Source organism: Methanosarcina mazei S-6 (assembly GCF_000970205.1).
Taxonomy (GTDB): Archaea; Halobacteriota; Methanosarcinia; order Methanosarcinales; family Methanosarcinaceae; genus Methanosarcina; species Methanosarcina mazei.
In genome coordinates this window covers 732,452-758,374 of record NZ_CP009512.1, presented here as the reverse complement: position 1 = coordinate 758,374, position 25,923 = coordinate 732,452, and the positions used below count along the sequence as shown (strand labels likewise).

The 25,923-nt window shown below is 44.0% G+C and carries 20 protein-coding genes; 18 read left to right on the top strand and 2 right to left on the bottom strand.

The features are described from left to right. Positions 1-206: 206 nt before the first annotated feature. From cdhD to MSMAS_RS03290, 8 genes are all read left to right on the top strand, one after another. Positions 207-1,517 (top strand): CO dehydrogenase/acetyl-CoA synthase subunit delta, encoded by a 1,311-nt coding sequence (cdhD, locus tag MSMAS_RS03325; protein WP_011032639.1) that lies wholly within the window; start codon positions 207-209, stop codon positions 1,515-1,517. Between the two features lie 3 nt (positions 1,518-1,520). Then, positions 1,521-2,933: an acetyl-CoA decarbonylase/synthase complex subunit gamma gene (gene acsC, locus MSMAS_RS03320; RefSeq protein WP_048045074.1), complete on the top strand. Its 1,413-nt coding sequence runs from the start codon at positions 1,521-1,523 to the stop codon at positions 2,931-2,933. A gap of 540 nt (positions 2,934-3,473) precedes the next feature. After that, positions 3,474-4,538 carry a 60S ribosomal export protein NMD3 gene (locus MSMAS_RS03315; RefSeq protein ID WP_011032641.1) on the top strand — a complete coding sequence of 355 codons (1,065 nt, stop codon included), beginning with the start codon at positions 3,474-3,476 and terminating at the stop codon, positions 4,536-4,538. 17 nt (positions 4,539-4,555) lie between these two features. Next, complete coding sequence (locus MSMAS_RS03310; RefSeq protein ID WP_048038551.1) at positions 4,556-5,755, top strand: ATP-grasp domain-containing protein; 1,200 nt, start codon at positions 4,556-4,558, stop codon at positions 5,753-5,755. Positions 5,756-5,873: 118 nt separating this feature from the next. Then, the gene (locus MSMAS_RS03305) at positions 5,874-6,368 is read left to right on the top strand and encodes a transcription factor (RefSeq protein WP_011032643.1); all 495 of its coding nucleotides are present in this window, start codon (positions 5,874-5,876) and stop codon (positions 6,366-6,368) included. Between the two features lie 10 nt (positions 6,369-6,378). Next, a complete protein-coding gene (locus tag MSMAS_RS03300; protein ID WP_011032644.1) occupies positions 6,379-6,891 on the top strand; it encodes a TIGR00295 family protein in 513 nt (170 codons plus the stop codon). A 247-nt stretch (positions 6,892-7,138) separates the two neighbouring features. Beyond that, positions 7,139-7,771, top strand: coding sequence for an archaeal proteasome endopeptidase complex subunit beta (gene psmB, locus MSMAS_RS03295; RefSeq protein WP_011032645.1), 633 nt, complete (start codon positions 7,139-7,141; stop codon positions 7,769-7,771). Positions 7,772-7,882: 111 nt separating this feature from the next. Then, complete coding sequence (locus MSMAS_RS03290) at positions 7,883-9,796, top strand: beta-CASP ribonuclease aCPSF1 (protein WP_011032646.1); 1,914 nt, start codon at positions 7,883-7,885, stop codon at positions 9,794-9,796. 103 nt (positions 9,797-9,899) lie between these two features. On the opposite strand, the gene MSMAS_RS03285 is transcribed toward MSMAS_RS03290, so the two are convergent. After that, entirely contained in the window at positions 9,900-10,580 is a 681-nt protein-coding gene (locus MSMAS_RS03285) for an HAD family hydrolase (protein WP_011032647.1), read from the bottom strand. 1,021 nt (positions 10,581-11,601) lie between these two features. Between MSMAS_RS03285 and ftsZ the strand changes: the two genes are divergently transcribed. The 4 genes from ftsZ (at position 11,602) to MSMAS_RS03265 (ending at position 15,568) form a co-directional block, all read left to right on the top strand. Further along, entirely contained in the window at positions 11,602-12,780 is a 1,179-nt protein-coding gene (ftsZ, locus tag MSMAS_RS03280) for a cell division protein FtsZ (protein WP_011032648.1), read from the top strand. 200 nt (positions 12,781-12,980) lie between these two features. Next, positions 12,981-14,462 carry a dihydropteroate synthase-like protein gene (locus MSMAS_RS03275; protein WP_011032649.1) on the top strand — a complete coding sequence of 494 codons (1,482 nt, stop codon included), beginning with the start codon at positions 12,981-12,983 and terminating at the stop codon, positions 14,460-14,462. A 37-nt stretch (positions 14,463-14,499) separates the two neighbouring features. Next, positions 14,500-14,958: a hypothetical protein gene (locus MSMAS_RS03270; protein WP_011032650.1), complete on the top strand. Its 459-nt coding sequence runs from the start codon at positions 14,500-14,502 to the stop codon at positions 14,956-14,958. 373 nt (positions 14,959-15,331) lie between these two features. Further along, entirely contained in the window at positions 15,332-15,568 is a 237-nt protein-coding gene (locus MSMAS_RS03265) for a hypothetical protein (RefSeq protein ID WP_048037983.1), read from the top strand. Positions 15,569-15,707: 139 nt separating this feature from the next. Here MSMAS_RS03265 and MSMAS_RS03260 read toward each other — a convergent pair whose 3' ends face one another. Continuing rightward, positions 15,708-17,738: a sodium-translocating pyrophosphatase gene (locus tag MSMAS_RS03260; RefSeq protein ID WP_048046321.1), complete on the bottom strand. Its 2,031-nt coding sequence runs from the start codon at positions 17,736-17,738 to the stop codon at positions 15,708-15,710. A gap of 909 nt (positions 17,739-18,647) precedes the next feature. Between MSMAS_RS03260 and MSMAS_RS03255 the strand changes: the two genes are divergently transcribed. The 6 genes from MSMAS_RS03255 to MSMAS_RS03230 all read left to right on the top strand — a co-directional run bounded on the left by MSMAS_RS03255 (position 18,648) and on the right by MSMAS_RS03230 (position 25,835). Further along, positions 18,648-20,663, top strand: coding sequence for a sodium-translocating pyrophosphatase (locus MSMAS_RS03255; RefSeq protein WP_048039747.1), 2,016 nt, complete (start codon positions 18,648-18,650; stop codon positions 20,661-20,663). 924 nt (positions 20,664-21,587) lie between these two features. Continuing rightward, positions 21,588-22,721, top strand: a complete 1,134-nt coding sequence (locus MSMAS_RS03250) for an MFS transporter (protein ID WP_011032653.1) — start codon at positions 21,588-21,590, stop codon at positions 22,719-22,721. Between the two features lie 119 nt (positions 22,722-22,840). After that, entirely contained in the window at positions 22,841-24,001 is a 1,161-nt protein-coding gene (locus tag MSMAS_RS03245; protein WP_011032654.1) for an MFS transporter, read from the top strand. Between the two features lie 152 nt (positions 24,002-24,153). Continuing rightward, a complete protein-coding gene (locus tag MSMAS_RS03240; RefSeq protein WP_011032655.1) occupies positions 24,154-24,639 on the top strand; it encodes an RNA-binding protein in 486 nt (161 codons plus the stop codon). Between the two features lie 174 nt (positions 24,640-24,813). Beyond that, a complete protein-coding gene (locus tag MSMAS_RS03235) occupies positions 24,814-25,194 on the top strand; it encodes a cell division protein SepF (protein ID WP_011032656.1) in 381 nt (126 codons plus the stop codon). Continuing rightward, positions 25,191-25,835, top strand: coding sequence for a ZPR1 zinc finger domain-containing protein (locus MSMAS_RS03230; RefSeq protein ID WP_011032657.1), 645 nt, complete (start codon positions 25,191-25,193; stop codon positions 25,833-25,835). The genes MSMAS_RS03235 and MSMAS_RS03230 overlap by 4 nt, the downstream gene beginning before the upstream one ends. Positions 25,836-25,923: the final 88 nt, after the last annotated feature.

Genomic DNA, 25,923 nt, shown 5'->3' with positions numbered 1-25,923 from the left:
AATAATAAAAAGAACGGGGCAGAATCTGTTCCAGAATTAAAGGAAAGGAACGGAATGATTCAAAGGAATGATTCAAAGGAACGGAATGATTCCTGCTTCGGACCCTGTATTATCAGGGCAAAAAATATGGAAACACATCCTGTATTATATCCTTTATTATAAGCCACTCATAAAAACGGATAAATTACGGAAACGGTGAGGTTTACATGGCAAAGAAAATGAAGTTATCTGATATTACAAACATGTTCGCGGGCATGGATGTAGAAGCCCTCGAAGGTGTTACTATAGAAGGGGACATTGAGATTGATCTCGGTGGACTCGGAGGCGGCTTTGACCCCATGCTTGCCGCTGCCCTGGGGCAGGAGAGCGCAGTACTCGCCCAGCACTTCGCAAGAATTGCAGGCATGTTCGGGTACCCGGTAGGCATAGGTGCACCAGCAGCTCCGGCAATTTCACCTGCTCTGGCAGCACCCAAACTCAAGGATCTCATACCTGCAAAGTTTGATGTTGCCAATATTGCAGAATGGGCAACTCAGATTCAGGAAGTACCAATAGGAAACACATCAGCAGACGGTGGAAGCCGTGGAAAGAGAGTGCTGGTAGGTGGAGAAAAAGCCCTGCCGTTCTTCCCTGACGCGCCAATGCCCAACAGGAACCAGGTAACAATTGACGTGTTCGATATGAGAATTGGGCTTGCAAAAGCTGTCAAAGAAAATTATGATGAGGTCATGGACAGCCCGGGAGAATGGGCAAAGAAGAACGTTGAGAAGTTCAACGCAGATATGATCACCATTCACCTGATTTCAACTGACCCGCTTGTAAAGGACACACCTCCAAAAGAAGCAGCAAAGACAGTAGAAGAAGTTCTCCAGGCTGTTGATGTCCCAATAGCAATCGGCGGATCAGGTAACCCGCAGAAAGACCCCGAAGTCCTCGCAAGAGCAGCGGAAGTTGCAGAAGGAGAACGATGCCTGCTTGCATCTGCAAGCCTGAACCTGGACTATGCAGCAATTGCAGAAGCAGCACTCAAATATGACCACGACGTCCTTTCCTGGACTCAGCTGGACATGAACGCACAGAAGGAGCTTAACAGGAAACTCATGAAGCAGTGCAATGTCCCAAGAGACAGGATCATAATGGACCCGACCACTGCAGCTCTGGGATACGGTCTCGACTACGCTTACACAAACATGGAGCGTATCAGACTCGCAGCCCTTATGGGTGACGATGAACTCACATTCCCGATGTCATCAGGTACCACAAATGCATGGGGTGCCCGTGAGTCATGGATGGTGGGATCACCACTTAAGGAAGACTCTGATTGGGGACCAAGGGAATACAGAGGACCTATATGGGAGATTGTCACTGGTCTGTCACTTGCAATTGCAGGAAACGACCTATTCATGATGATGCACCCAACATCGGTTGCTGTCCTGAAGCAGATTACCCAGACGCTATTCGGTACCATAGACACGGAACAGGTTGATATTGCAAACTGGATCGGAGCGGAGGTGTGAAAAATGAAGATTAACAGCCCATTAGAAGCGTACAAGTACCTGCCTCAGACCAACTGTGGAGAATGTGGTCAGCCTACATGTATGGCATTTGCCTCCACGCTGATCGATAGGTCAGGCAAGACAACAGACTGCCCTCCCCTGATTAAAGAAAAGAAGTTTGCAAAGAAACTGGCAGAACTAGACAGGCTCCTTGCTCCTGAAATTCGCCAGGTTACTATTGGTGTTGGCGAAAGAGCAGCCAATATTGGTGGAGACGATGTACTGTACCGCCACAAACTGACATTCTTTAACAAGACAAAGATGTTCTTCGATGTGGCAGACAACATGGACGAAGCTGCCATTGTTGAAAGAGTGAAGAAGATCAGTGATTACAAGAAGTTCTATGTAGGACGTAACCTGCTTCTCGATGGTGTGGCAATAAGAGCAGCATCCAATGATCCTGCAAAGTTTGCAGCAGCTGTCAAGAAAGTTATAGAAAACACAGAACTGCCTGTAATTCTATGTTCTTTCAATCCTGCAGTCCTGAAGGCAGGACTTGAGGTAGCAAAGGGTAAAAACCCGCTGCTGTATGCTGCAAACAAGGACAACTGGAAAGAGGTAGGAGAACTAGCACTCGAGTATAACGTGCCTGTGGTTGTTTCAGCGTTTAATGACCTTGACGGCCTGAAGACTCTTGCAAAGACATTTGCAGAGGCTGGAATTAAGGACATTGTGCTTGATCCGGGAACTTACCCAACCGGGAAAGGTCTGAAGGATACTTTCACCAACTTCCTGAAGATCAGGAGAGCAGGCATTATGGGAGACACCGAGATCGCGTATCCGATCATGGCTATGCCGCTTACTGCCTGGATGGCGGGAATTGCTGACCCTGTCAGTGCATCATACTGGGAAACTGTTCTTGCATCAATCTTTACTATCAGGTACGGAGACATTATGCTCCTCCACAGCATGGAGCCATATGCCACCATGCCAGAAGTACACCTGGCAGAGACAATATACACTGACCCCAGGTCTCCTGTTGCCGTAGACTCAAAGATGTATAAGGTAGGAAACCCAACAGCAGATTCACCTGTACTCTTTACCACAAACTTCGCCCTTACTTACTACACAGTAGAGAGCGACCTTGCATCAAACGGAATAGACTGCTGGCTGCTTGCAGTTAACACAGATGGTATTGGTGTGGAAGCAGCGGCTGCAGGTGGACAGCTGACAGCTGATAAGGTGAAGGATGCATTTGAGAAGTCAGGATTTGACCTCAAGAGCGATGTTACCCATAACAGTGTAGTTATTCCGGGTCTTGCCGCCCGTCTACAGGGTGATATTGAGGACAAACTCAATGTAAAAGTTATGGTTGGTCCAATGGACTCAGGAAGGCTACCAGGCTGGATGGAGAAGAACTGGCCACCAAAGAAATAAAATAAAGTGAAAAAGACTAATTTAAACCTGAAAGCATCCGTGCTAACCTGCACGGATACTTTACTCTTTTTTAGAACGCACTTGAGGGTTTTTATATACACTTTGCAGGCGAACTTTGGGATCATAATATGGCAGTAATTGGCCACTTTAAAATTATAATTTAGGTGTTTTGTTTTAGAGATACTTAATAAAGCTCTGAGGAAGATACCAGTTGTCAGAGATTATCGATACGACGTAAAATTATACAAATGTTTATATAAGGAAAATGCCTATTTAATATGCTTCTAAACTATATATTTAACAATATTTATTTATAAATTGAACATAGCAGTTCCCTTCTGATATGCAATTATTGTGTCTCAAAAATAACGAGCATAGATATTAAGATATAATTGCAGATTCAAGACATAATTGCAGATTCAGCTATTCTTAAATAACATAAGTGTGCTTAACAAATGAACTGCCCAATGTTACTGAAAACATATTTTGAATACTTTTTAAAGCTATTACTCCAAGAAGACTGAAGAATAAGGATTATAGATGAATTCCATTACATGCCCGAAATGTGGCACAGAATGCGACAAACTTTTTGATTCCGTTTGCAGGGACTGTTTCTTTGAAACTTTCAAACTGATTGATCTGCCTCTCGTACTTCATGTAAAGATCTGTTCCAGCTGCGGAGCATATTTCCACAGGAGCCGCTGGGAAAACATCGGCAATCTGGAGGAAGTGGTGCTGAAAGCCGTAGAAAACGCCCTTTTCATCCACGATGAAGCAGGAGATGTGGAACTCTACCTTGAGCCGAAGGAAATTACTCCATATATATACATGGTGAGAGCCGAGGTAGATGCAATTGTAAGGGGAGAACCGGTCCATGCCGAGGCTGCAACCGAAGTAAGGGTTCAGAGGATAGCCTGCGACATGTGCAGCCGTGAATCCGGAGGTTATTTTGAAGCAATTATCCAGATAAGGGCAGCAGGCAGGTTTCCGACAGAAGAGGAAAAAAGGCGCTGCTCCGCCATAGCCAGAGAAGCTATGGAAAGCATGAAAAAAAAGGGAGATCGGCTGGCATTTATAAGTGACTACCAGGAACAGAAAGAAGGCATCGATCTTTACATGGGTTCCATGAATGCGAGCAGGCAGGTTTGCCGTATGATTATCTCTGAACTGGGGGGCAGTTTTGCTGAATCTCCTACGCTCGTAGGTATGAAAGACGGAAAAAACCTTTACAGGATTACTTTTGCCATGCGCCTTCCTGAGTTCCGACCAGGCGATGTGATAAGGTTCAGAGGAAGAATCATTCAGATCAGAAGTTCAGGCAAGAAAGTAAACGGGATAAGCCTTGAAGACGGTTCCCGGTTTCTATCAACTCCTGAAGAACTGAAGGGCGCAGAAAAGATTGCAAACATTGGAGATGCGGTACTTACGGTTCTGGTCTCAATCGAAGAAAATGCAATTCTTGTCCTTGACCCTGAGACCTATGAAACCGTCGCGATAAAAAAGCCCATGTTCTTTAACGCAGAGGCGGGAAGCGAGATTCCTGTCCTGAAAACAGAATATGGAATCTTTGCACTGGCACACACCGATATTCCGCAGGAAAAATAAAAGTTTAACGAGGAAATATGCAGAATATCCTTGCAATTGGCTTTGACACGCGAAACATTGTCTGCTCCGCAAGCAGGGCAGGCTATACTGTCTGCTCCATAGATGCATTCCGTGACCTTGACCTTCAGGAATGTGCATATGCATCAGCTCTTCTCGAATGCAGGACTTCAGGCGAACTCCGCCAGCTTGACCCTGGATGGATAGTAGCTAAAATGAATGGTTTCGGGCTTGACTTTGATGCCATCGTGCCTGGCTCGGGGATGGAGATGCTGGACCCGTCTCGTTTTCCCTGCCCCGTGCTTGCCAGCAGCCCTGAAGCAGTGAAGGAAGCTTCAAACAAGCTTCACCTTGCAAAAAGGCTTGAAGCTATGGGAATGCCACATCCTCGCTGTTATTCTTCCAACGAGCCGGAAGCAATCGAATATCCTGTTATTCTCAAACCGGCTACAGGAGGAGGAGGGATATTCAACAGGGTTGCAAATAACAGACAGGAAATGCTGGAAGTGCTGGAAGAATTATCCGGTCCTGACCAGGGCCTTACGGAAAATGAAATCGTGATTCAGCAGTTTCTGGAAGGAACCCCTTCAAGCGTCTCTGTGCTTTCTACAAAGGATGAAGCCCTGGCAGTTGCTGTGAACGAGCAATTAACAGGCATACCCTGGCTTTCAAGGCTGCCGTTTGCCTACTGCGGAAATATAACCCCTTTCATAACAGAGTACGCAGAAGAGATGGAAAAACTTGCAGAAGAACTGATACTTGAACTCGGGCTCCTCGGGTCATGTGGAGTTGATTTTCTGGTCACAGAACAGGGGCCTGTGGTGCTTGAAGTAAATCCCAGGTTCCAGGGAAGCCTGGACACGGTTGAGAAAGCGATGGGAATTAACCTTTTCGAAGCTCATGCCGGTTGTTTCAGGGGAGAACTTCCTGAAAAACCGAAAGCAAAACTATTTGCAGCAAGAGGAGTTCTTTATTCGGATCGAGAGCTTTTTATAGACAGAAAACTCATGGAAGTCATTCTCAGGGAAAAAAGCGCGGACATTCCGCCTCAGAAAACTGTTATCGAGCCTGATTGGCCTCTGACCTCCCTGTTTGAATTCGCCTCAACAAGAGAAGAGGCAATCAAATCTCTCGAGGGAGGGGCAGAGCGGATAAAGACTTTTATTGCAGAACGAATTACAGGAGAAGCAGAGTCCCTGAGTCCTGCCGGAGAAGCATGAGGTTCAGCTGCTGAGATTGCAGTTTTTTCCGGACATGGAATCTTTTAAATAAAAATTTTAATGTAAGCTTTAATAATGGTATGTTCAATTCATATAAGGGATTTGCGAGGTGAACACTTTGGTCGATTTAAATGACAAGGTAATTAGAGGATACCTCAGGAGCCTTGTAGGGGATGACGGGCTTAAAATGATAGAACAGATGCCCGAAGGCAATGTCACGGATGAAGAAATTGCGGCGAAGACCGGAGTTCTGCTGAATACCGTGAGAAGAACTCTTTTTATACTTTATGAGAATAAATTTGCAATAGTTGTAAGGGAAAGAGATTCAAATAGCGGATGGCTGACTTATCTCTGGCATCTGGACTTTTCCGACATAGAGCACCAGCTTATGAGGGAAAAGAAAAGACTGCTAAGGAATCTGAAGACCCGCCTTGAATTTGAAGAAAATCATGTATTTTACGTTTGTCCTCAGGGTTGTGTTCGCCTTCTTTTTGACGAAGCAACGGAAACGGAATTTCTCTGCCCAATGTGCGGAGAAGACCTGGTTTACTATGACAACTCCCGTTTTGTGGGAGTTCTGAAAAAGCGCGTAGAAGCTTTGAGTTCCGCATAAGGGATTAATCTTGATCACCAGAGCCGAAGCGATCAGGTTTCTTGAGGAATCAGGCTGTGCCCCGAATGTGATTGAACACTGCAAAGAGGTCGCCTCGCTTGCAGTTGAGATTGCAGAAAAGGCAAAAGCAGCAGGAAAGGAAGTGGACCTGGAACTTGTGGAAGCGGGGGCCCTTTTGCATGATGCGGGAAGGTGCAGGACACACGGGATTGCACATGCTGTTGAAGGGTTTCGGCTGGCTACGAGCAGGGGAATAGAACCTGAAGTTGCCGAGATAATAAAAAGGCATATCGGAGCCGGAATCTCTAAAGAAGAAGCAAAAGAATTGGGGCTTCCTGAAGACGACTATTTTCCCAGGAGCCTTGAGGAAAAGATTGTTGCGCATGCGGACAACCTTGTAAAAGGAACAAAGAGGATAACGGCACAGGACAGATTGGAGCTCATGCGTAAAAAAAACGTATCTGAAGATGTAATCCAGAGAATAAAGAGGCTGGCTGAAGAAGTGGAAAAACTTTCACACTAAATTCCGGGTTTCTTCAGCTGCAATGAACGCTCAGTCACAAAAAAGAAGGAGTTATTTTATCGAATTGATCCTCCGGTTCCAAATGCGAACGCATTTAGAAAAAGGGAGGAAAACTTATATATAGCGATATTAATAATGAGATAATGGATTGCTAAATCCTGCGATTTAAGCTAAAAATGCTCACCTCAACTAAAACATTTTTTTTAGCGCCATTTTCTCATTTTCAGCTTATTATGAGGGTATGTTTATGGATAATGACAAATATTTAAAGGGCACAACTACCGTAGGAGTAGTTTGTACCGACGGAATTGTGCTCGCAAGTGAACAGCGAGCCACTATGGGGCATTTCATCGCAAGCAAAACTGCAAAGAAAGTTTACCAGATAGATGACCTGGTAGGGATGACCACTGCCGGTTCGGTAGGGGACGCTCAGCAGCTCGTGCGATTGGTAAGTGTGGAATCACAGCTCTACAAGATGCGCAGGAACGAATCCATGACGATCAAAGGGATTGCCACTTTGATGTCCAATTTCTTGAATGCTAACCGCTATTATCCTATGATGGTTCAGCTCCTTATCGGAGGGGTTGACAAAAACGGTCCTGCAATCTACTCACTGGACCCTATGGGAGGAAGCATTGAAGAGACAAGAATCTCAGCAACCGGCTCGGGTTCTCCCATGGCCTACGGAGTGCTGGAAGACCAGTACAGAGAGGATATAGCTGTAAAAGAAGGTCTTGATCTTGCGATTCGAGCAATTCACAATGCAACGAAAAGAGACTCAGCTTCCGGAGAAAATATCGATGTAGTCGTAATTACAAAGGAGGCATTCAAAAGGTTGGATCCTGAAGAAGTAAAATCCAGAAGAGCTTTATTAAACTAAATAATTTAATTGTTGGTTTTTTATTTCATCATACAAACTAACACCTTTTTCAAATATTATTTTTTCAACATCCAGATCTTTTTGATTTTTTGATAAAAAGGAAGATTCTTAATGCCTATAGAAGACGTGCTATTAGACCTCAAACACAAAATTGAGAAAAACCTACCCGCAGGCGTTACTATTACCGACGTCGAATTTGAGGGCCCTCAGCTTGTTCTGTATACCGAGGAGCCCAGAAAATTCGCTGATGACGGGAATATTATCCGCAACCTGGCAAAAGAACTCAGGACGCGGATTGCTATGCGGCCTGATCCCAGGGTTCTCGCAACTCCTGAGGACTCTATTTCTATAATTGAAGAAGTTGTTCCAAAAGAATCCGTAATCTCGAGCTACTATTTTGACCCTGATTCAGGAGAAGTAATTATCGAAGCCGAAAAGCCCGGGCTTGTAATAGGAAAACATGGCGCAACCCTCAGAGAGATTACAAAGCAGATTGGCTGGATTCCAAAAGTTGTCAGGACACCTCCTATAAAGTCACGTACGGTAAAAAACATACGGGAGTTCATGCGGAACAACCTCAAAGAAAGGAAGGAAATCCTGAAAACAGTGGGGAGGAAAATTCACAGGGAGTGTACTTCAAAAGACCAGTGGGTAAGGGTTACAGCCCTTGGGGGATGTAAAGAAGTAGGAAGAAGCTGCTTTTTGCTTTCTACACCTGAATCCAGAATCCTGATTGACTGCGGAGTCAATGTGGGATCTGATGAAAACATGACGCCTTACCTTTATGTTCCTGAAGTTTTTCCATTAAACCAGATAGATGCCGTGATAGTTACCCACGCTCACCTTGACCACCAGGGACTTGTCCCCCTGCTTTTCAAGTACGGGTACGAAGGACCTGTCTACTGTACTCCTCCAACAAGAGACCTTATGGTGCTGCTCCAGCTCGACTACATAGATGTGGCAGCTAAAGAAGGGAAGAAGATTCCCTATGAATCAGGGATGGTAGCAAAAACCCTCAAACACACCATACCTCTGGACTACGAGGAAGTAACAGACATAGCCCCCGACATAAAACTGACTTTCCATAATGCAGGTCATATCCTGGGCTCAGCTATTTCCCATTTCCATATAGGAGACGGCCTCCATAATGTGGTCTTTACAGGAGACTACAAATATGAGAAAACCAGGCTTTTTGACCCTGCTGTCAACAAGTTCCCGAGGGTCGAAACGGTCATCAGTGAAGCTACTTATGGAAATGCAAACGCTTTCCAGCCTGCACTTAAAGATGCGGAAAAGCACCTGCAGATGGTCGTAAAGAATACCATTGAGCGCGGAGGAATTGCAGTCATTCCTGCTTTTGCTGTGGGCAGAAGCCAGGAAGTTATGATTGTGCTCGAAGAGTCCATAAGGAAAGGACTTATCCCCGAAGTTCCGGTCTACCTTGACGGAATGATCTGGGAAGCAACTGCAATCCATGCAACTCATCCGGAATACCTGAATAATGACCTGAGGAAACTGATCTTCCAGAAAGGCCAGAACCCCTTCCTGTCAGAGTGCTTCAAGCCTGTGGACTCACATGAAGCACGCCAGAAGATCATCCAGAACCCTCAGCCCTGCGTAATCCTGGCAACTTCGGGCATGATGAACGGAGGCCCTGTTATGGAGTATTTCAAGGCTTTTGCAGAAGACCCGCGCAATACCCTTGTGTTTGTGGGCTATCAGGCTGACGGGACAATAGGGCGCAGGATCCAGAAGGGATGGAAAGAAATTCCGATGACAGGGAAGAACGGAAGCACCGAAATGCTGAAAATGAACATGGAGGTGCAGGTTGTAGACGGATTCTCAGGCCACTCGGACAGGAGGCAGCTTATGGAATATGTTAAAAGGATGCAGCCCCGCCCGGAAAGAGTATTCACGGAGCACGGAGATGAAAAAGCCTGTGTTGACCTCGCAAGTTCCGTTTACAAGAAACTGAAGATAGAGACACGTGCGCTCACAAACCTCGAAACCGTAAGACTGCTGTGATCCCTGGTGAACCACACCTTTTTTTGAAAAATTTGAATAAAAAAGAATACTGAAGGATTCCCGGGTAAAGATTAAAAGCAGGTAAAGAGATGTACAGAAATTTTTATCGCCTGCGCCCGGGAATAAATTCAGGGCTGAAAAGAGGCTCGAGACTGAGGAGATGTTCCATCAATTTTTGATGATTTCCTACAACAAGGTCCGCCCTGTCAAGCTCGGAAGGTTTTACGTACGTGGGGACACCTATGCAGTAAATATCTGCCTTTTTTGCGGCTTCCACGCCCAGGACGGCGTTTTCTATCACAACACATTCCTCTTTTCCGACATTAAGAAGCTCAACCGCTTTCAGGAATGGGTCAGGATCCGGCTTTGAGTTCAGGACATCGTCTCCCGTGACAACAGTGTCGAATATGCCCGGGAAAAGCTGGTCAACAATTCCGTTAACAATTAAACGGTCCGAACCTGAGACTACTGAGAGCAGAAATCGTGATTTAAGAAATTCAAGGCACTCTTTCATTCCATCGAATGCCTTCAGCTTAAAAATCCGGTTAAATTCCTGCCTGTAAATTGAAGTGATAGCTTCAAAGTCAAAATCTTCCGGCTCCTTCCTGGCTTTTCTGATCAGCAGAGGAAGACCATTTCTGGGATTTGAACCTTCGATTGCATAGATATCCTCGTCCTGGATTTCCATGCCCATTTCAAGAAAAGCCTTCTTCCAGGCTGCTGCATGAAAAGGCATGGAATCTACAAGAACTCCGTCCATATCAAAAATTAATGCTTTTAACACGTTTCTGACTCCTGAACCAAAAGGAATGGGGTTTTCGGGGAAGTAAGTACAGCGAGTTAGTTAATAGATAAAGACACATTCTGAATTTCATATCCGATAAGAATTAAAGCAGGTGACTCAAAGTAAAATGACTTTGCGTTCTTAAAGCTTTCCAGGGATTCCCGGGTTACTGAGATTTATGTATGGCTACAATGTAAGAGGTCTTTTACTATCTAAGAGGTCTTTTACTATCGTTTTGGAAGAGTGCAGGTCCTGAGACATTCCTTATAGAATGAAAACGGTTATATAGAGCCTTCTATCGGGCAAACGGGCCAACCGCTTACTATGGAAATAAAATTTAAAAGATTGCCAGGAATTCGAGATATTGAGCTTAAATTTATATAAACATTTATGTGCAGCTATTCTTCAATACTGGAAAAAATAAGCAAGAGCCTCAAAATCTTCGAAAGATACCGAAAAAGTTTTTAAGAGGAGGACTCTACTTAAATAGTAATAATATAAACAGTTCCATTAAATTGCAGGTTTCCATCTTAGAGGTCTCGAGAAAACGCAGTATAGATACTACATATTCAATTATTTGAGGGAAGCATGGCAGTAAAATAACAGGCAAGAAAGAAAATAAAAATTGCCCTGATATATATAATCAGGACAGCTTTCCTGAAAAACGAGACTTTCTAGAGAAATTTAAGCTACTGTATATAAGTATTACGTAAGTCTTCGGCTTTTTGCCCTGAGGTTTCAGGACTAAAAAGCAGAGATGAGTAAAATATATGAAATTTATGGATGATGTATTTAAACTTCATATACAATTTAAAAGCACTGTTTAAATATGTCCGAAATGTTTAAGGTTTAGTAGAGTGACAACTTATTAAAGATAACGGATGAAAATCTTTTATTAGGTTTTTACAGGTTATCCCCAGTTTAATTGATATCAGCAAAATTTACCCCCCGACAAAGAGGGTGGGGAGTGAAAGAAAAAATAGAGAAGATATAATAAACGAAATCCGACCGAGGGGATAAATTGCAATCTATAGTACAGGAAGCAATGAAGTTCAGCGAAAAAGAAAAGGAATACCGAAAAACGACGTCCGATGAAGAATTCGAAGAATTCGGACAGCCGAGAATTATGATTGTAGGGTGTGGGGGCGCAGGGAATAATACCGTAAACCGTCTCTACAACATTGGAATTGAAGGCGCAGAAACAGTCTGCATCAATACGGATAAGCAGCACCTTGACAATGTAAGGGCTGACAAGAAGATCCTTGTTGGAAAAACCCTTACAAGAGGACTGGGAGCAGGCGGCTATCCAGAAACAGGGAAAAAAGCCGCAGAACTTGCAAGAGGCACCCTTGAAGAAGTCCTGAAGGATGTTGACCTTGTTTTCGTTACCGCAGGCCTCGGAGGAGGCACTGGAACAGGAGTTGCCCCGGTAGTTGCCGAAGTTGCAAAAGAACAGGGAGCAATCGTTGTGGGCATGGTTTCAAGCCCCTTCAGAGTCGAAAGAGCCCGCATATTTAAAGCCGAAGAGGGTCTCGAAGACCTGCGCAGGGCAGCAGACACGGTAATTGTCCTGGACAACAACAGGCTGCTCAATTATGTACCCAACCTTCCCATTGACCAGGCTTTCTCAGTAATGGACCAGTTAATTGCAGAAACCGTAAAGGGAATAACCGAAACCATTACTGTGCCTTCTCTGATCAACCTTGACTATGCAGATATAAGGACAATCATGAGCTGCGGCGGAGTTGCCGTAATGCTTGTAGGAGAGTCAAAGAACCAGGACAAGAGCACCGAAGTCGTGAGGACTGCCCTTAACCACCCGCTGCTTGATGTTGATTATAAGGGCGCAACCGGTAGCCTTGTCCATGTAACAGGCGGGCCTGACCTCAGCCTGAAGGAAGCCGAAGAAATTGCCTCCATGCTTACCTATGAACTTTCCTCGAACGCCAATGTGATATGGGGCGCAAGGATAAGGGATGATTATGAAGGTAAGGTCCGGGTAATGGCAATAATGACCGGTGTCCAGTCTGCCCAGATCCTGGGCCCTCAGGCAGGAGCTGGAATCCTGGAGTCCAGAGCCGAAGCTGACCCTATCCAGGAAAAAAGATTTGGAAGGCTGTCACTTGAAGCCAGGAAAGCCGGGACTGCAGGTCCTCTGAGAAAAAAGCACGAAGAATCAATTATTGATTTCATAAATTAATTACGTTAAGGCAAAAGCCCGAATCTGCAGGTTTTCGGGCTCCCTCAGTTATTTTTTCAGGATATTCGGGGAGCTACCGGAGACCTGGAGAAACAAATCTTCCTCGGAGCGGAAAGTTAGAGTTTTCCTGACCGGGAAGCTATTTTTTGAGGCAGCTACAGATAGATACTCTTTTTTATTAGCTATTCTATCTAAAAAACATGGAAATTTTGATTGCAACAGGGCGGCTTGCGGAAAATACCGTGAGAAAAGCGGCTGGAGAAAAAGCAGACGTCCTTGTAGCAGATATCGACATTGCTGCCTTTATCACCCCGAAAAAACTTACCAGAGCCTTTGAGGAAGCCGGATTATCAAAAAAATATGACCTCATTCTGCTTCCCGGACTTGTACCGGGTGATTTTTCAAAGGTATCGGACGAGCTTGACTGTAAAATCCGGCTGGGCCCTAAACATGCTTATGACCTTGGCTTTGTGCTCCGTTTTGCAGAAGAAGTGGAGTTTTCCGTAAAGGTCCCTGCCTGTGAGCTCCTTGCAGACGTAAGAAAGGAAGAAGCTCTTGAGCTTATAAGAGAAGCCGAAGAAGAAGCCGTTTCTCCACTTAGCCTGAGAGGAGTAAAACTGGGAGGAAACTCCCGAATGAAAGTTATGGGAGAGATTGTAGGAGCAGCCGAGTTGAACCCTGCTGACCTGGAGATAAAAATCGAAGCTTTTATCGCCCGTGGAGCAGATATTATCGACCTCGGAGCTACACTTAACACCCTTCCGGGACAGGTCCGAAGTACGGTATTCCTTGCAAAATCTCTCACAGATATTCCGATAAGTATAGATACCCTTGACCCTGAGCTGATAAAGGAAGGAATAGAAGCAGGAGCAGACCTTGTTCTGAGCCTTAACAGCACAAATATGGAAACAGCAGGCTCCGTGGTTGCAAAAGCAGGTGTTGCAGCAGTCATAATTCCTGATGAAGGAAACAGTCTGGAAAGCCTTGTAAATAATATCGAATCCGCACGCAGGCTCGGGATTGAAAGAATTATAGCCGACCCTATCCTTGACCCTGTAGGCCATAATATAACGGAATCCATTGTTCGCTACCATGAGTTTCACAGGAGATATCCTGACATTCCATTATTCTTTGGGGCAGGCAATGTAACCGAACTCATGGACGTGGATACGATAGGAGTAAATGCCACACTCTGCGGAATAGGAGCCGAAACCGGGGCAAGTATCCTTTTTACCCCCGAGTACAGCGATAAAGCCCAGGGCTCCATAGGAGAGCTGAAAAAAGCCTCTGAGATGATGCAGCTTTGCAGGATAAGGGAAAGCTCCCCCAAGGATCTTGGCATTGACCTCCTCTTCATAAAGGAAAAACGAAAACGCCCTGACAGCCCCCTCCCCAAAAAAGTGATTACTGCCAGAGCTTCGAAAAACTGGCGTCAGGACCCTGCAGGCCCAATAAGAGTCAGGATTGTGCCGGATAAAATTAACGGAAATGGCGGACTCATTGTAGCCGAACATGAGAAAGCAGCAATTGCAGGAGAAAGCGCCAGGGAAGTTATGGATACATTGATTGAACTCGAACTGGTCTCGAGCCTGGATCACGCTGCATATCTTGGAAGAGAACTGGAAAAAGCCGAACTTGCTCTGCGCTTCAACCGGAGTTACGCCCAGGACGATATATTTTGAATACCGGAAAGCAGGCAAAAAAAGGAGATGTGAGAAAATGAAACTGGAGAATGAAGATAAACAGTCAATCTTTGAGATAGTGGCAGGCCGCTATTTCACGACACAGAACTGGAAATGGGTAAACCTGAAAAAAGACATTAACAAAATCATCAGAGCTTTTGATGAACTTAACGAACAGTACGCGTCCTATTCCTATGTCAGCAGGGACTGGTATGTGGAGAATATGGGATCCAAGAATCTCCATATGTGCAATAGCTGGGATGAGCTTAAGAATCTGGTTGCCTTCCTCAATACCTATGGGACGGCTTTTAATTTCCTTGTAAATACCGGAAACAGAAAATCTTTCTGTATAGTAAGTAACTCGAGAGACCTGGATGAAAATCAGGCGAATGCGATTAAAGAAGTCCAGAAACTGGGGTACAATACTTTCGTATTCCTGGCCACTATTCCTGATGAAATTGAATTCCAGCTGCTTCAGGTAAGGGGAGTTAACTGAGCTCTCCTTTCCGGAAAAAGGGCTGTTCTAAACTCGGAATATTTTTCTAATTCAGATTATTTTTCTAATTCAGATTATTTTTCTAATTCAGATTATTTTTCTAATTCAGATTATTTTTCTAATTCAGATTATTTTTTCTCTGCACAAATTCTTTTTTGCCTGGATGGAGTAGATGCCTTATTTTACTGGAGAAGCAAGCTAAAAAACAGAAGTGGGATTCCAGCTAAGAGATAATTTTTGATTAAAATTGGATTTTTTCAGGACATTGGGTAAAACCGAAAGATTTTTATTCTTAAATCCTCAAATAGGAAACTGTATTCCTTTTTGGCAATTCGATACATAAATAACCATCGTGTACGAAGAGCCTTTGTGTGTGAAAAATCTCGTGTGTGAAGAATTTATCATAGTGCAAACAGGAAAGAGGCTTGCCTATGGGACAGAAAGGAACGAAGAGCTGAAGCTATGCTATTTTTGTTCTGAGATTCATCCCCGGCATGTAAAAGAGCTTAAGCTGTGGAGAATTAACCAGCGAACCATCAAACCAGAAAACCTGGACTCTGGAGAAAGGGCATATTCTCTGGATTCCCGGAAAAGCAATATGAAACCATAAAAATCAGAAACACGAAAAACATACTTTCCTCAGACTTGAGCAAAAGAAAACCTGGAAAGGAAGACCAGAACAAAACAGGCAAAGATCCAGACTAAATTAAAAAGAAAAAAAGGGAAAAAAAGGGAAAAATTTAAGGAAATCAAATAAACAGCGGTGCAAACACAAGAGCCACAATACTCATGAGCTTAATGAGGATGTTGATTGCAGGTCCTGCGGTGTCTTTGAAAGGGTCACCTACCGTATCGCCGGTTACACCCGCTTTGTGGGCATCAGAACCCTTTCCGCCGAAGTTTCCAAGTTCAATGAATTTCTTTGCATTGTCCCAGGAACCTCCTGCATTGGACATTGTAATTGCAAGCATGAAACCTGAAACCACGGAGCCTGCAAGCAGCCCACCGAGAGCCCCTGCGCCGAGTACAAGTCCTACCAGAATAGGTGCAATAACAGCAAGAATTCCGGGCGGGATCATCTCTTTAAGAGCAGAATGCGTGGAGATTGTAATACATTTACTGTAGTCGGGGTCAGCTTTGCCTTCCATAAGGCCTTTGATCTCTTTAAACTGCCTCCTCACTTCGACCACCACTTCACCTGCTGCATTTCCGACAGCCAGAATGGTCATGGACGAAAAGAGGAAAGGAAGCATTGCGCCTATTATAAGCCCTATGAATACGTTAGGGTTCATAACGTCAATAGAAGTGAGGCCTACTGCAATAGCATATGAAGCAAAGAGTGAAAGTGCAGTAAGAGCTGCCGAACCGATTGCAAATCCCTTACCCATAGCTGCCGTGGTGTTTCCTACTGCATCAAGGGTATCGGTAATCTGGCGCACCTCTTTCTTCTGGTGGGACATCTCTGCAATGCCACCTGCATTGTCAGCTACAGGACCGTAAGCATCGACTGAGAGGGAAATCCCGAGTGTTGCGAGCATTCCGACTGCTGCAATAGCTATGCCGTAAAGACCTGCGAGCTGGAATGCGATATAAATTGCAATGCTGATGATGACAGCGGGCCAGAGAGTTGACTCCATCCCTTTTGCAAATCCTGTAATAACATTTGTAGCAGAACCTGTCTGGCAGGAATGGGCAACAGTGAGAGTTGGCTTTTTGTCATATGATGTATAGTGCTCGGTGATTTGTCCGATAAGGAAGCCTGCAACCAGTCCTGCAACCGTTGAGAAGAAGACGTTAAGCCCGTATCCTCCAAGGAGATGGCCTGTAACGACGTATGAAGCAATGACAGTAAGAACGATCGCGGCAATCAGTCCCATATTAAATGCCATATGGATTGCTGAAGATTCTGTCTTGTTGGTGCGTACAAAAAAAGTCCCTATAACAGATGCCAGAATACCAACAGCTGCGATAACAAGTGGGACCATAACAACGTTCATAACAGGAATCCCGGGGAAAGTTGCTGCTGCGGTTGATGCTGCAAGAAGCATGGTTGCAATGATTGAACCCACATAGGACTCATAGAGGTCAGCACCCATTCCCGCAATGTCTCCTACATTGTCTCCTACATTGTCAGCAATAACAGCAGGGTTCCTGGGGTCATCTTCAGGGATCCCGGCTTCAACCTTACCTACAAGGTCAGCTCCGACATCAGCAGCTTTGGTGAATATTCCGCCGCCTACACGGGCAAAGAGAGCTATAGACGAAGCTCCGAATGAAAAGCCCGCAATAATGTTCAGGAGGGTGAACAGATCCATATCTGTGTAGATATTACCAAGAATTATAAATGAAAGAGATAATCCAAGGAGACCAAGGCCCACGACACTCATTCCCATGACGGTGCCTGATGCAAATGAAACTTTAAAAGCAGGGCCGATGCCTCTTGTGGCAGCATTTGTGGTCCTTCCATTTGCAATAGTGGCCGTAAGCATCCCTGCGTATCCGGCTGTTGCGGAAAGCACTGCACCAAACACGAAACATGCGGCGGTAAGAACTCCGTTCGGCAGAACTAACGCAAGTACAATTGCAATAAAAACGACAAAGACAGCGATAGCGCGGTATTGCCTGTTAAGGTAGACCATAGCTCCACCATGAATTGCCGCCGTAATTTTCTTAATAAGTTCGTTACCCTCGCCTTCATTTCGGACATTTTTGTAGGATATACCTGCAAAAATTAAACCAATAAGGGCACATATTGGTGTAAGGTAGATTAACATATCCATATTTAAACCATCCTACCAGAAAACACATCAAAAGCACTTTAAAGTATTAATCTCCGTAGTAATTTTTGCGATAATAAATGAGTCTTTGTATATAAATTGATACTCGATCCTCCATTGAAATCTGGAGGAATTGAGGGTTTCAGCCTCTAGTTAGTAAGAATTTTCGGTTTTAAACGGGCACGATTTCTAGTTGTAAATACGCACGTTATTTCAATCCTATATAACAGTTGCTGTGAATAAACTGATTTTCCTGATCAGATAACTTTCACCGGTACAGGTGTTTTCCACGGTTAAACACTTAATGGTTTAAAAGGTTCCTGTCCCTCAATTTTCAGACCAACAAACCATGATTCTACAGGCAGATATAGGCATACGGCAACTTATTACCTTATTAATAGGATAAATAGATATCCGAAGAATAGGAGAAAAGAGAAATTTCTATTTTTACCCCCGACTTCTGAAGTATCGGTTTACGGAATAACGCTCCCCAATAAAAGAATTGAAAAAATACCAAGAGTGAAAATAAAGAACAGGAAAAATTTTCGGTTACGAGAAAAATTATCGAATAAGGAACGAAAAAGATTAGCAAATAAGGAGTGAAAAAATTATCAAATACGCAGTTAATTGTGTAAAAAAGATAATAAAGATTTTTTGACATAATAGCATAAAATTATAGATAAAAGCACATACTTACACGCTTTCTAAAAATAAAGTATTGTAACTTAAAAACAATTCTTCAGAACAATTTAAATTGAGATGTAAAAATCATTATAAATTTAAAATAAATATAATTGCGGATTCAATACTGTAGATAACCAAGGAGAATTACAGCTAAAGGATAGGAGTACTGGAAAGGACCACAAAACAAGGGAATTTGAAGGAGTACAAATACCAGAGGATAGGAAATTTATGGAAAGGTTAATATTCACTGCTCCTCTGGCAGGCTTAATAAGTCTGACCTTTGCCGCTTTTTTTGCAAAAAGCATCCTGAAAGAAGACGCCGGCAATAAGAGGATGAAAGAAATTGCCGAAGCAATTAAGGAAGGATCCACAGCTTACATGAAGCGCCAGTACAGAACGATTGCAGTGGTTTCTGTTATTATTTCGTTATTGATCCTATTTTTGCTTGACGAGGGATTGAAAATAGCCGCTGGTTTTCTGGCAGGTGCCATAAGTTCTGCTGCCGCGGGATATATAGGAATGAGCATCTCAGTCAGGGCAAATGTCCGGACTGCCAGTGCTGCATCAGGAGGGGCCGGGAAAGCGCTGAAAATAGCATTCCGCGGAGGGGCTGTAACAGGACTTGCAGTTATAGGGCTCGCACTTCTAGGAACAAGCAGTCTTTATATCCTCTATGGAGATGCTGACCTGGTTGTTGGTTTTGGTTTCGGAGCCAGCCTTATAAGCCTTTTTGCCCGTGCAGGCGGCGGGATCTTTACAAAAGCAGCAGATGTGGGAGCTGACCTTGTTGGAAAAATTGAAGCCGGAATTCCGGAAGACGATCCCAGAAACCCTGCTGTTATTGCAGATAATGTAGGAGACAATGTGGGGGACTGTGCAGGTATGGGAGCAGACCTTTTTGAAACGTATGTGGTAACTTCACTTGCTGCCATGCTCCTCGGTTCTCTTATTATTGGCACTTACAAAAACGCCGTACTCTACCCTCTGATGCTCGGGTCTGCCGCAATCTTTGCATCCATTATATCCGTATTTTTTGTGAAGGTAGAAAAAGAAGGCAAAGTCATGAGTGCTCTCTACAGAGGCGTTGGCGGCTCTACGGTGCTCAGTTTGATTGCTTTTTATTATATAACCGGTTTCCTGATGGGAGATAGCAGATTTTTCTATGTGACGGTCGCAGGCGTTGTAATTACAGTGCTCATGGTAATAGTAACCGAATATTACACTTCTAAAAGCTGCAGACCGGTAAAGACAATAGCAGCCTCTTCGGAAACAGGGGCTGCAACCAATATAATTTCAGGGCTGTCAGCAGGATTTGAAAGCACCCTGGTACCTGCTGTAGTGATTGCTGCAGGCATCCTGGTTTCGTACTTTATAGTGGGAGGATCTGCAGACCCCGGAACAGGGCTTTACGGAATCGCTATTGCATCCGTTGCAATGCTCTCAACCGCAGGCATGATAGTTGCTCTGGACTCCTACGGGCCCATTACGGACAATGCAGGCGGAATTGCACAGATGGCAAACCTTCCGGCTCAGGTCAGAAAAGTTACGGACGAGCTAGATTCCGTGGGAAATACAACCAAAGCTGTTACCAAAGGATACGCCATAGGCTCGACAGCCCTGGGAGCACTTGCCCTGTTTGCGGACTACAGAAACAAAGTAAGCCTTGAGAGCCAGTCTATCAGCCTCGACAGCCCTGTAGTGCTCTCAGGCATTCTTCTCGGAGCCGTACTTCCTTTTTTATTCAGCGCTGTCATGATGAGTGCGGTGGGAAAAGCCGCCTTTGAAGTAGTAAATGAAGTCCGCAGGCAGTTCAGGGAAATCCCCGGGATTATGGAAGGTACCGCAAAGCCGGAATACGGGCGCTGCGTTGACATCGTAACAAAAGCAGCCCTTCACGATATGGCCATGCCGGGCTTTCTTGCTGTTATCATCCCCCTTCTTACAGGATTTTTCCTGGGTCCTGAAGCACTGGCAGGGCTTCTTACAGGGCTGATTGTAGTGGGGTTCATGCTTGCCCTCATGATGGACAACGGAGGAGGAGCCTGGGATAACGCAAAAAAACTGATTGAAGATGGATATTACGGTGGGAAAGGTTCGGAAGCTCACAGAGCTGCAGTTGTCGGGGACACCGTAGGGGACCCTTTCAAAGATACTGCGGGACCTGCCCTCAATTCCCTGATAAAGGTTGTTAACATGGTGGCAATTCTTTTCTCACCGCTTATAATAGGCGGCGGCTTCTTATAAGAAGAACGTCGAGACTTCCCTATTCTATCAAATCCTGATTCTCATAACCTTCTGTTCAGAAGAATCATTTAATTTTATGAAGTAAAAAAGGAGATAATAAAATTTTGATTAGCATTTCTGTAAAAATTAGCTGGCTTTTTAGTCCTGTACCGGTATAATGCACTTTTTTTATAGCTATTAAAAATCTTCAAAAGGAATTGAGATTAGTAAATAATTTATTAAAAATGTTCAGGATAGAAAAAGGGAAAATTTACGGATTTAATAGCATATATAAAGACAATAAAGAACCTGGAATTAACAGGACAATCAGATAAAAATAGAAAAGATAATAAAGGATCAATTTCATTATTTTTAAATAGATAAAACAGATTTTGATAAAAATATTATATAAGTTTATAACAGACAGAAACTACCCCGGAAAAAAGCAATTTGTAGAGGTGAAATTGTCAGGTAAGGAGTTTCATTATAACCTTTTGCATCAAACAGAAAAAAGCAGGCTTTTGACCGGTGAACACCAGAGATTTATCGATTGGCTCTGCGAAAAGACCCGCTGAAGCAATAAAACCGTAACAAGCCCCGGTAAAAGTGAATAAAAAATAAAGAGTAATTAGAAGTAGTGTGAGCGGGTTGGGGAGTGGGGGGTCATATGGGGAGTGGGGGGTATGGTATGTGAAAAAAGTTTCCCGCTCACATTACTCACATTACCCCTATTCAAATTAATTATATAAATAGCTATGCATTTCGTACCAGTCTAATATAATATAAGAAATATCATGCCAGAACATTATTAACAAATTCAGATTCCACATATAGATTTTTTATATGTCTAAAAGAAAAAATCTCAGGCATTCAAAAAGGAAATAACAGGCTCTGGAAAAAGATCTACGATAAGAAACTTATACGAGATTGCGAGTTTTTAGTTTTATGCACCCTGACAGGCGATTGATTTATGTTGCAGTTTTTGCAATCATGGGTCTTTCCAATGCCGTAATCCCTATTCTTCCGGAACTTGCAGCCCGCTACCACAGTATGTACGGTGAGTTTGCATCAAGCCTGCTTTTTTCAGGGTACTTTCTGGGAGCCCTTGCAACAATGCTCCCTTTCGGCATCCTCTCTGACAGGTTCGGAAACCTGAAGTTCATAGGGCTTGGTATCGCCCTTACAGTTGTTTCAGGAGTTTTTATATTTTTATCCGAAAACCTGTGGATTCTTATTTTTTCCAGGTTTGTCGAAGGTGCTGCCTGTGGAGCTTTTTTCCCTGCAGCATTTTCCTCACTCTCAAAGTGCAAAGACCCCGGACGCTGTATGGGAGAATTCACCTTTCTTTTCAATGCAGGTCTGGCTGCGGGAGCTCTGTTCTCAGGCCTGCTTGCAGACATCTTCCTGAAAAGCGCTGTCCTCATATTCACTTTGTTTGCCCTGCTTTCGGGAATTCCCCTCCTTTACAGGCTCGAGGAACTATTTAACCCGAAAAAAACAGGAACGAACCCAAAATCACTGTCAGGCCAGGATTCTCTAAAATCCCATTTCAAGCATTCTTTCATAAAAATTACAGGGCTCATTTCCCGCCGTAACTCAGGGATCTGGTTGGGTTCGTTCCTGCTTAACGGAGCAGTTGGAGTTCTCATAGCTTACTACCCCGACTACAGCCTTGAAATTCTGTCAAAAGCCCGGCTCGGAGGCGCAATTGCAAGCCTCTACATCTGCGCTATGGTCACTTCCCTTCTGGCAGGACGTTTTAAAGTAAAGGAAAAAACAATAATCCGCATAGGCCTGGCTTTTTCTGCCCTTGGGGCTTTTTTTGCGATCAAATATCCATTTTTTGGATTCTCAAGCCTTGGAGGCGGATCAGGGGTTGCAATGGTAGGCTTTGCCCTGGCTGTAGCAAGAATGAATGCGGACAGAGGGCTTGCAATGGGATTATTTAATACAACTATATATGCAGGGCTTTCCTTACTTCCAATTGTTGCAGGGTTCCTGACAGAGACCCTGAGTTTGAAAGAATTATTTCTGGTAAACGGCTGTATTCTTACAGTGGCTCTTCTGTTGAAAAATTGAAAAGAGATCCTGCATTCTTATATGCATCAGAGCGCTTCCAGGGCATCCCCGGTATTATCAGTTTCCTGAAGGCAATTACAGAAATTAATTACTGATCAAATGCGAATAACAGAAAAACCATGAACTCGAAAAAACTCTTACTTTACTCTTCAGTCTTTGCAATCCAGGGCCTCTCTAACGCGGTAATTCCTATCCTTCCCGAACTTGCAGGAGAAGGCAGCACGAGCCCTGCGGTTTCAAGTTTACTTTATTCCGGATATTTTATAGGAGCCCTTCTCACCCTTCTCCCTTTTGGAATACTTGCAGACAGGATAGGAAACCTTAAAGTGGTGAGCCTGGGAATCACACTCACCCTCATTTCCGGGATTTTTATTTCGATCTCCGACAACCTCTGGGTCCTCGGCATTTCACGCTTCGTGGAGGGTCTGGGCTGCGGGGCTTTTTTCCCTGCTGCTTATTCCATGATTGCAGACTGGAAAGACAGCCATCAGAGTCTGGGAGAATTCAATTTCCTGTTAAATGCAGGACTGGCTGCAGGAGTATTTTTCTCAGGGATGCTTGCAGAACTGGAGATCAAGACTGCAATAAACATCTTCACCCTTCTTGCCTTCCTGTCTTTCATCTTCCTCCTTCGCGAAACCCGGGGACAAACCCCGGACAACTCCGGCAGAAAAAAGGACGAATATGGGACTTCAAAAAGAGTTAAACCCCCGGGAGAGCCGCATGAAAACCGGACAGGCTTCAAACCCGGCATGTATCTGGAAAAAACCAGGGAGACTTTTTTTGAAAACGGATTCTGGAAACTCTGGGGAATTTCAGTCGTCCTTTACGGAGCCACAGGAGTGCTGAATTCAAACTATGCAGACTACAGTGCCGGCTTCCTGACAAAACCGGAACTTGGATTTGCAATTTCAGCATCATATCTGGCTGCAATGTTGAGTTCACTTGCTGCAGGAAAAACAAAGGCAAAGAATAAAAGTATAATAAGAGCAGGAATAGTCCTTGCAGCAGCAGGGATCCTGTTTTCTCTAAAAGTGCCTTTACTGGCATTCTTCCTTATTGGTGCAGGAGGAGGGGCAGCAGTCCTTGGGCTTGTTGCTGCAGTCTCCAGAGTGAGCTCGAGCGGGATCGCGATGGGATTATTCAATACAGGAATTTATGCAGGTCTCGGGCTTATTCCAGTATTTGGAAGTTTGTTTATAGGACCTTTAGGCTATGAAAGCGTGTTTCTTGGAAGTGGCCTGGTGCTTCTCACGACGCTTTTTGTTAAATTTGAATAAAACATTTATAAACAAAATCCGGAAATAATTAATAAAAATGTACAGGAAATTGAACATCTGAGTCCGATAATATCTGAGTTTCCACATAAGCTTTAAAAGGCTCAGGACCCTATCCTATGAATAAGCTCAACCTTTTGAAATCGGGTGATTGATTGAAAGTAAAGTCAAGAGTTCAGCTGAGGAAAAATATAAAGAACAAGATGCTAAAAGACCTTGAGTCCGCCTTCGGTAAAGAAATGGAAGACCTGGAAAACAAAACACTTGAAAAGGTTACCCTTGATGAGTATTCCCTTATCCTTGTTGAAGGCAGGCCTCTTCTGTTTGAAATAGAGGAGCATCTTTTTCCCACAGTCCGCGGAGCTCTTGAGATGGGGCTACAGAAACGCCTTGTTGTTGTGGATAAAGGGGCAATTCGCTTTGTATCAAACGGGGCAGACATCATGGCTCCGGGGATCGTGGAAGCTGATCCCGATATAAAAGAAGGGGATTTTGTAATTGTAGTGGAAGAAACACACAGAAAACCTCTTGCCATAGGAAAAGCCCTTATGGAAGGGCAGCAGATGGTTGATTCAGAATCGGGGAAAGCCATAAAGTCAATAAGCCATGTAGGTGACAAAATCTGGAGTTTTGAGTTCTGAGAGTGCCAGAAAAAAGCATTCCCCCTGGAAAAAATCCTTCTTCATAAAACTGAAAGAATCTTCGAATACAGGTCGGGAACCAGTGTAGCTTTATAATAGCAAAATTAATTAATATAGATCCCAATATAGGACAGATACTATCTAAATTTAAAAAAATACAAAAGGCGTGCGTAGATGGCAAAACTTATAGACAAAATCCTTGGCGGCAATGTAAAGAGTTCGACCAGTGCCGAAGACTATACTGAAATCGATCTCAGCAAATATGAAGAGGTTCTGGAGGAAGAACCGGCAGAAACTTACGTAAAAATTGCAGAAATCTCAAGCATTAACCAGGTATCTGCACTTAAGCAGGAAGTTTATAATGGTAATATTCTCATGGTTGACATCTCAAACATAAAAGGCGATGACCTTCTGAGGGACAGGGTTTTAAAGGAGCTTAAAGACGTTGTTGTTGATGTCCACGGAGATATCGCAGGTGTTAAAGGAAACACCGTAATCGTAACTCCTACCGGCATTAAAATCGACAGATCAAAGATCATTGGTGGAAAATATTGAGTCATAAATGTTTTAAGGATGAAAGCTTTGAGACCAGGATCTCCTGCCCCCTGTGTCAGAAAGAGCTTATAATGACATGGCAGAGAGATAATATTCCGTATTTCGGGGAGATCATGTACGTAAGTGCAAAATGCCCCTGCAGTTTTCGCTTTGCAGACACTATGATCCTCTCCAGCAAAGAGCCCATGCGTTATGAGCTGTCAGTTGAGAGCCCTGAAGACCTCGATGCAAGAGTCATCCGTTCAACCTCAGGAACGATCCGAATCCCTGAGATGGGAATAGTTGTCGAGCCAGGCACGGTTTCTGATTCTTATATAACGAATATTGAGGGTGTGCTTCAGAGGGTTCAGAACGTCCTTATGACAGCGAGCAGATGGGTACGGGAAGATGAAGAAAAATTTGCCCGCAGCCAGGAACTCCTGTGCATGCTCAATGAAGTGATTGAAGGCAGGAGGGCAATCACGGTCATCATTGAAGACCCTCTCGGGAACAGCGCAATAATTTCTAAAAAGGCTGTAGCTTCCAAACTCTCAAAAGAAGAAGCAGAGAAGCTGAATACCGGTATGATAGTTTTCGATGTTGACAAATCCGAACTTGCGCATGATATTTCGGACAATGTCAAGCCCCTCGGAGGAGATTAATTCTTTTTTCCGATTTTTTAACAGCCCGGCCAAGATTCAGGGGGCAAACCCCCCATTATAGTTATTTACTTTTGCCTCATAAATGCAA

Excerpts from the sequence above, each read along its gene's own strand:
- cdhD (WP_011032639.1), top strand. The coding sequence starts at position 207 with ATGGCAAAGAAAATGAAGTTATCTGATATTACAAACATGTTCGCGGGC.
- acsC (WP_048045074.1), top strand. The coding sequence starts at position 1,521 with ATGAAGATTAACAGCCCATTAGAAGCGTACAAGTACCTGCCTCAGACC.
- MSMAS_RS03315 (WP_011032641.1), top strand. The coding sequence starts at position 3,474 with ATGAATTCCATTACATGCCCGAAATGTGGCACAGAATGCGACAAACTT.
- MSMAS_RS03310 (WP_048038551.1), top strand. The coding sequence starts at position 4,556 with ATGCAGAATATCCTTGCAATTGGCTTTGACACGCGAAACATTGTCTGC.
- psmB (WP_011032645.1), top strand. The coding sequence starts at position 7,139 with ATGGATAATGACAAATATTTAAAGGGCACAACTACCGTAGGAGTAGTT.
- MSMAS_RS03290 (WP_011032646.1), top strand. The coding sequence starts at position 7,883 with ATGCCTATAGAAGACGTGCTATTAGACCTCAAACACAAAATTGAGAAA.
- MSMAS_RS03275 (WP_011032649.1), top strand. The coding sequence starts at position 12,981 with ATGGAAATTTTGATTGCAACAGGGCGGCTTGCGGAAAATACCGTGAGA.
- MSMAS_RS03270 (WP_011032650.1), top strand. The coding sequence starts at position 14,500 with ATGAAACTGGAGAATGAAGATAAACAGTCAATCTTTGAGATAGTGGCA.
- MSMAS_RS03260 (WP_048046321.1), bottom strand. The coding sequence starts at position 17,738 with ATGGATATGTTAATCTACCTTACACCAATATGTGCCCTTATTGGTTTA.
- MSMAS_RS03255 (WP_048039747.1), top strand. The coding sequence starts at position 18,648 with ATGGAAAGGTTAATATTCACTGCTCCTCTGGCAGGCTTAATAAGTCTG.
- MSMAS_RS03250 (WP_011032653.1), top strand. The coding sequence starts at position 21,588 with ATGCACCCTGACAGGCGATTGATTTATGTTGCAGTTTTTGCAATCATG.
- MSMAS_RS03245 (WP_011032654.1), top strand. The coding sequence starts at position 22,841 with ATGAACTCGAAAAAACTCTTACTTTACTCTTCAGTCTTTGCAATCCAG.
- MSMAS_RS03235 (WP_011032656.1), top strand. The coding sequence starts at position 24,814 with ATGGCAAAACTTATAGACAAAATCCTTGGCGGCAATGTAAAGAGTTCG.